The following is a 6195-nucleotide window of genomic DNA, read 5'->3' as shown; positions in this document are numbered from 1 at the left end:
CCGGGGTGCCCAACCGCGGAGACGGTTCGGCACCCCGGTGCAGGGAGTGCGGGCGGTCGGCGGAGGGAGGCGTCATGGGCGTGTGGCCGCGACGAGGTCAGACCTCGAGCAGCTCGCTCTCCTTGTTCTTGACCGCGTCGTCGATGCCCTGGGTGTGCTTGGCGGTGAGGTCGTCGAGCTCCTTCTCCGCGCGGCGCACCTCGTCCTCGCCCGCCTCGCCGTCCTTGACGATGCGGTCGAGCTCCTCCTTGGCACGCCGGCGGATGTTGCGGATCGCGACCTTCGCGTCCTCGCCCTTGCTGCGGGCCTGCTTCACCAGGTCGCGGCGGCGCTCCTCGGTGAGCTGTGGGAACACCACGCGCAGGATCTGGCCGTCGTTGGTCGGGTTGACGCCGAGGTCGCTGTCGCGGACGGCCTTCTCGATGGCCGTCAGCTGAGACATGTCGTAGGGCTTGATGACCGCCATGCGCGCCTCGGGGACGGTGATCGACGCCATCTGCGGCACCGGGGTGTACGCCCCGTAGTAGTCGACCATGATCTTGTTGAACATCGAGGGAGCGGCCCGACCGGTGCGGACCGAGCCCAGGTCCTCGCGCGCCACCGAGAGGGCCTTGTCCATCCGTTCCTCGGCGTCGAGCAGGGTGTCGTCGATCACGGGTAGTCCCTCCTGCGGCCTGCTCCCCACGGTGGGGAGCTCGTCGGGCCGTCGTCCTCGTGGTTGCGCCGGCGGCCGGCCGGTCAGGCCGGCTGACTGATCAGCGTGCCGATCCTCTCACCTGCGGTGGCGCGGGCGATGTTGCCGTCGCGCAGCAGGTCGAACACGACGATCGGCATCTGGTTGTCCATGCAGAGGCTGATCGCCGTCGCGTCGGCCACCTTCAGCTGCTTGGACAGCACCGTGCCGTAGTCGAGGCCGTCGTACATGACGGCGTCGGGGTTGGTGCGCGGGTCGTCGTCGTAGACGCCGTCGACGCCGTTCTTGCCCATGAGGAGCACCTGGCACTCGATCTCCAGGGCACGCTGCGCGGCGACGGTGTCGGTGGAGAAGTAGGGCATCCCGGCGCCGGCGCCGAAGATGACCAGCCGGCCCTTCTCCAGGTGCCGGATGGCCTTGCGCGGGATGTAGGGCTCGGCGACCTGCCCCATGGTGATGGCCGACTGGACCCGGGTCTGCAGACCGGCCTTCTCGCAGAAGTCCTGCAGCGCCAGGCAGTTCATGACCGTTCCCAGCATGCCCATGTAGTCGGCCTTCGTGCGGTCCATGCCCGCCTGGGAGAGCTCCGCGCCGCGGAAGAAGTTGCCCCCGCCCATGACGACGGCGATCTGCGTGCCCCGCGAGACGACCTCGGCGAGCTGCTCCGCGATGCCCTTGACGATGTCGGCGTCGACACCGACCTTGCCTCCGCCGAAGGACTCACCGGAGAGCTTGAGCAGCACGCGCTGGTACCCGCTCCCGTCGGCCGGCTGGAAGGCGGTGGGGGCGGACAGCGGCGCGGTGGTGTCGGTCAACGATTCATCCCTGGAATGGTGTCGATGGGTGCTGTCGGTGGAGTGATCCTGCCGCATCCCGGTGCCCGGCTCCTGCCGAGCGCGGCCCGCGGACGGAGCCGGACAGACGACCGGCCCCGTCCCACGAGGGGAACGGGGCCGGTCATCGGTACCGGATGCGGCTCAGGCCTGGCCGACCTCGAAGCGCGCGAAGCGCTCGACGGTCATCCCCGCCTCGTCGACGATCTGCTTGACCGTGCGCTTCGGCTCGGTGATCGACGGCTGCTCGAGCAGGACGAAGTCCTTGTAGTAGGCGTTCACCCGGCCTTCGACGATCTTGGTGATCGCCTGCTCGGGCTTGCCCTCCTCCTTGGCGGTCTGCTCGGCCACGCGGCGCTCGGTCTCGACCGCCTCGGCCGGGACCTCGTCACGGGTGAGGTAGCGCGGCCGCGCGGCGGCGATGTGCATCGCCAGGCTGCGGGCGGCGTCCTCGCTGCCACCGGAGTACTGCACGGCGACGCCGATGGCCGGAGGCAGGTCGGTGGCCCGCTTGTGCAGGTAGGTGGCGGTGGTGCCCTCGAAGGCGGCGAAGCGGGACAGCACCAGCTTCTCGCCGATGCGGGCCGACTCCGCCTCGATCAGGGCGGCGACGGTCTGGCCGTCGACCTCGGTGCCCAGCAGGCCCTCGGCGTCGGCCGGCTTGTTCTCCAGGCCGATCTCGAGCAGCCGCTCGGCGAGCTGCACGAAGTCGGCGTTCTTGGCGACGAAGTCGGTCTCGCAGTCCAGCTCGAGCAGCGCGCCGTCCTTGCTCACGACCACGCCGTTGGTCGTCGAGCGCTCCAGGCGCTTGCCGACGTCCTTCGCGCCCTTGACCCGCAGCAGCTCGACGGCCTTGTCGTAGTCGCCGTCGGCCTCGGTCAGGGCCTTCTTGCAGTCCATCATGCCGGCGCCGGTGGCGTCGCGGAGACGCTTGACGTCGGCTGCGGTGAAGGCAGGCATGTCTTTTCCTCTTGGTCTGTCGGTGATGCGATCAGCGAAGGTCTGGCGGTGGCGCCGTCCCGCCCGCCACCGGGCGGGACGGCGCTCGACCGTCAGGACTCGAGGGTCTCCTTGCCACCGGTGGTGGCGGGCACGCCCTCGACCGGGGCGACCTCGTTCGCGGTGACCGCCGGCGGCTCGGCCGGGGTCTCGGGCAGCGGCGTGGCAGCGGCCTGCTCGTCGGCGGTGCCGCCGGTCAGCAGCTCGCGCTCCCAGTCGGCCAGGGGCTCGCCCGCGGCCACGGCCGGCTCGCCGCCGTCCTCGCGACCGGCGTTCGCCTGTGCGGCCGACCGGGCCATGAGCCCCTCGGCGACGGCGTCCGCGACGACCCGGGTGAGCACGGTGATGCTGCGGATCGCGTCGTCGTTGCCCGGGATCTTGTAGTCGACCTCGTCGGGGTCGCAGTTGGTGTCGAGGATCGCGACGACCGGGATGTTGAGCTTCCGGGCCTCACCGACGGCGATGTGCTCCTTCTTGGTGTCCACGATCCAGATGGCGCTGGGCACCTTCTGCATGTCGCGGATACCGCCGAGGCTGCGGTCGAGCTTGGCCTTCTCGCGGCTGAGGACCAGCTGCTCCTTCTTGGACAGGCTGACCAGCACGCCGGTCTGCTCCATGTCCTCGATCTCCTTGAGCCGCTGGAGACGCTTGTGCACGGTCTGGAAGTTGGTGAGCATGCCGCCGAGCCAGCGCTGGTTGACGTAGGGCATGCCCACGCGCTGCGCCTGCTCGGCGACGACCTCCTGCGCCTGGCGCTTCGTGCCGACGAACAGGATCGAACCGCCGTGCGCGACCGTCTGCTTGACGAACTCGTAGGCGTTGTCGATGTACCCGAGCGTCTGCTGCAGGTCGATGATGTAGATGCCGTTGCGCTCGGTGAAGATGAAGCGCTTCATCTTCGGGTTCCAGCGACGGGTCTGGTGCCCGAAGTGCACGCCGCTGTCGAGCAGCTGCTTCATGCTGACGACTGCCATATCGCAGCCTCTCTGCGTCTGCGCGCGGCCGCAGGGCCGCGCTGATTCCGGTTGTCGCGGGCTCCGGTTGGCGCCCGCCCTGGCGTCCAGCGGCACCACTCCCCCGGCTGGGCCGGGACCGAGGTGGCGACTGCCCCGCCGATCGGCGGGAGGAGGACGCGCGAAGTCGACCCGTCGGAACGGGCCGCACCGGACAGCATACGCGACGCCCGCCGGGGCTTTTCCCCAGTCACCGGCCCTGTCCACCGACCCTGGTCCACCCCTCCCGTGGCGGGGTACATCCCCCGCAGGGTCGTCGCATGAGGTCCGTGGTCGCGGTCGTGCTCGCGCTGGCCGCCGTCACCGTGCTGGCCCCGGCCGGGGCGACGGCCGGACCGGCACCGCCGGCCTCCTCCGCGGGCGGCACCGCCGCCTGGATCGCGCCGCTGCCCGGGGAGCCGGTGGTGGGCCGGCCGTTCGAGCAGCCACCGCACCGCTACGGGCCCGGGCACCGGGGCGTCGACCTCGTCGGTGCACCCGGCTCCCCCGTCCTCGCGGCCGGCGACGGGGTCGTCGTCTTCGCCGGGATGGTGGCCGGCCGGCCGGTGGTGAGCGTCGACCACGCGGGCGGCCTGCGGACGACGTACGAGCCGGTGGAGCGCACGGTCGGCGCGGGGGCGCGGGTGACCCGCGGCTCGGCGATCGGAACGCTGGCGCCGGGGCACGACCGGTGCCCGGCAGCCGCCTGCCTGCACTGGGGGCTGCGCCGGGGGGCGGACTACCTCGATCCGCTGGCGCTGCTGCGCCCGCCGCGGCTCCGCCTGCTGCCACTGGGCCGGATCAGGCCAGGTGCTCGACGAAGTGCACGTCGCCCGCAGTCATCACGCGATGTCGGCGAGCTTGGTACGCAGGTGCAGAACGGCCTTGGTGTGCAGTTGGCAGATCCGGCTCTCCGTGACGCCGAGGACGCGGCCGATGTCGGCGAGCGTGAGCCCCTCGAAGTAGTAGAGGGAGACGACGACCTTCTCCCGCTCGGGCAGCTGTTCGACGGCCCGGGCCAGCAGCTGCCGGGCCTCGCCGTGCTCTGCCATCGCCTGCGGGTCCAGCGCGCTGGGGTCCCGCAGCGTGTCGCCCAGGCGGGGTGAGCCGCCGTCGTCGTCGGTGAGCAGCTCGTCGAGGGCGACGACGTTGACCAGGGAGAGCTGGCCGAGGAACTTCCGGATGTCCTCGACGTCCATGTCCATGGCGTCGGCGACCTCCTCGTCCGACGGCGTCCGGTGGAGCTTGCTCTCCAGCTCGGCGACGGTGCGCTCGAACTGGCGGGCCTTGACCCGCACCGACCGCGGGATCCAGTCGGTGTTGCGGAGCTCGTCGATGATGGCGCCGCGGATCCGCGACATCGCGTAGCTCTCGAACTTGACCTCGCGGGTCGGCTCGAAGCGGGTGATCGCGTCGATGAGCCCGAACGTGCCGTAGGAGATGAGGTCGGCCTGCTCGACGTGGGCGGGCAGACCGCTGCCGACCCGGCCGGCGACGTACTTGACCAGGGGCGCGTAGTGGAGGATCAGCCGGTCCCGCAGGGCGGGGTCCCGGTCCTCCACGTAGCGCGCCCACAGGTCTGTCAGCAGGGCGTCGGCGTCCTCGCCGGGCTCGTCGATGCGGCGGATGGTTGCCTCAGACACGGTCGCGCTCCTCGGTCGTGCTGCGCGGGCACCGTCCGTGGTCCCGCGTGGTCATGACTCCGCCGTCCGCTCCGCGATCCGGCCGCCGGCCTCAGGCACGGGGATGCGCCTGGGCATGGACAGCACGGAGCCGTTCGACCGTCACGTGCGTGTAGATCTGCGTCGTGGCGAGGCTAGCGTGGCCGAGCAGCTCCTGGACGGAACGCAGGTCCGCGCCGCCCTCGAGCACATGCGTGGCGGCGGAGTGCCGCAAGCCGTGCGGACCGATGTCCGGCGCCCCCGGGACGCCGGCGGTCGCGGCGTGCACGGTGCGGCGGGCCTCCCGGGCGTCCAGCCGGCGGCCGCGCAGCCCGAGCAGGAGCGCCGGCCCGGAGTCCGGCGTGGCCAGGGCAGGCCGGCCGCGGGTGAGCCAGGCGTCCAGCGCGCGCTCGGCCGGCAGGCCGTAGGGCACGCTGCGCTCCTTGCGGCCCTTGCCGAGCACCCGCAGCAGCCGGCGGCCGCGGTCGACATCGTCGACGTCCAGCCCGACGAGCTCGCTCACCCGGATGCCACTGGCGTAGAGCAGCTCCAGGACGACGGCGTCGCGCAGCCGGACCGGCGACTCCTCGCCGGCGGCGGTCTCGACCAGTGCGCGTGCCTGCTCGGGCGCCAGCACGTCGGGAAGGGTCCGGTGGGCCTTGGGGCTCACCAGTCGCTGTCCCACGTCCTCGGGGGTGAGTGCGGCGCGGCGCAGCCAGGCGGTGAACGACCGTGCCGCCGAGGCGTGCCGTGCGGTGGTCGAGCGGCTGTGCCCCCGGGTGCGGCCCTGCGCGAGCCAGCTCCGGAGAGTGGCGAGGTCGAGGTCGTGCGGCTGCGTCCCGCTGCGCCGGGCGAGGTGGTCCAGCAGCCGGGCGACGTCCCCGACGTAGCTGCGGACCGTGTTGGCCGACAGGTCGCGCTGCGCGCTGAGGTGCTCCTCGTAGCCGGCCAGCGCCTCGGCCAGCGCCGGTGGCAGCCCGGCGCGGACCTCTGCGGTGCTGGGCGTCGCCACGGGG

6 protein-coding genes and 1 pseudogene are annotated in these 6195 nt (G+C 72.0%); 1 reads left to right on the top strand and 6 read right to left on the bottom strand.

Annotation, left to right across the window (positions count from 1 at the left end; translation table 11 throughout):
- Positions 1-97: 97 nt before the first annotated feature.
- The 4 genes from frr to rpsB form a co-directional block, all read right to left on the bottom strand.
- Positions 98-655, bottom strand: coding sequence for a ribosome recycling factor (gene frr, locus ACI791_RS10260; protein ID WP_456585946.1), 558 nt, complete (start codon positions 653-655; stop codon positions 98-100).
- 83 nt (positions 656-738) lie between these two features.
- Entirely contained in the window at positions 739-1509 is a 771-nt protein-coding gene (pyrH, locus tag ACI791_RS10255) for a UMP kinase (RefSeq protein ID WP_456585945.1), read from the bottom strand.
- Between the two features lie 162 nt (positions 1510-1671).
- Entirely contained in the window at positions 1672-2487 is an 816-nt protein-coding gene (tsf, locus tag ACI791_RS10250; protein ID WP_456585944.1) for a translation elongation factor Ts, read from the bottom strand.
- Between the two features lie 92 nt (positions 2488-2579).
- Positions 2580-3500 carry a 30S ribosomal protein S2 gene (gene rpsB / locus ACI791_RS10245; protein WP_347057564.1) on the bottom strand — a complete coding sequence of 307 codons (921 nt, stop codon included), beginning with the start codon at positions 3498-3500 and terminating at the stop codon, positions 2580-2582.
- A gap of 299 nt (positions 3501-3799) precedes the next feature.
- Here rpsB and ACI791_RS10240 point away from each other — a divergent pair.
- Positions 3800-4258: pseudogene (locus tag ACI791_RS10240) on the top strand (murein hydrolase activator EnvC family protein); the annotation flags it as partial.
- A gap of 102 nt (positions 4259-4360) precedes the next feature.
- Here the strand turns inward: ACI791_RS10240 and whiG are convergent.
- Positions 4361-5161, bottom strand: a complete 801-nt coding sequence (gene whiG / locus ACI791_RS10235; RefSeq protein ID WP_456585943.1) for an RNA polymerase sigma factor WhiG — start codon at positions 5159-5161, stop codon at positions 4361-4363.
- A gap of 91 nt (positions 5162-5252) precedes the next feature.
- On the bottom strand, positions 5253-6191 hold the full coding sequence (locus tag ACI791_RS10230) for a tyrosine recombinase XerC (RefSeq protein WP_456585942.1): 939 nt from the start codon (positions 6189-6191) through the stop codon (positions 5253-5255).
- Between the last annotated feature and the right edge of the window lie 4 nt (positions 6192-6195).

The sequence above is a fragment of the Blastococcus sp. SYSU DS0973 genome (assembly GCF_054051055.1).
The sequence above is the reverse complement of the archived record's forward strand: the minus strand, read 5'-3'. Positions and strand labels throughout refer to the sequence as shown.

Coding starts and splice junctions, on each gene's coding strand:
- tsf (WP_456585944.1), bottom strand. CDS start 2,487: ATGCCTGCCTTCACCGCAGCCGACGTCAAGCGTCTCCGCGACGCCACC.
- rpsB (WP_347057564.1), bottom strand. CDS start 3,500: ATGGCAGTCGTCAGCATGAAGCAGCTGCTCGACAGCGGCGTGCACTTC.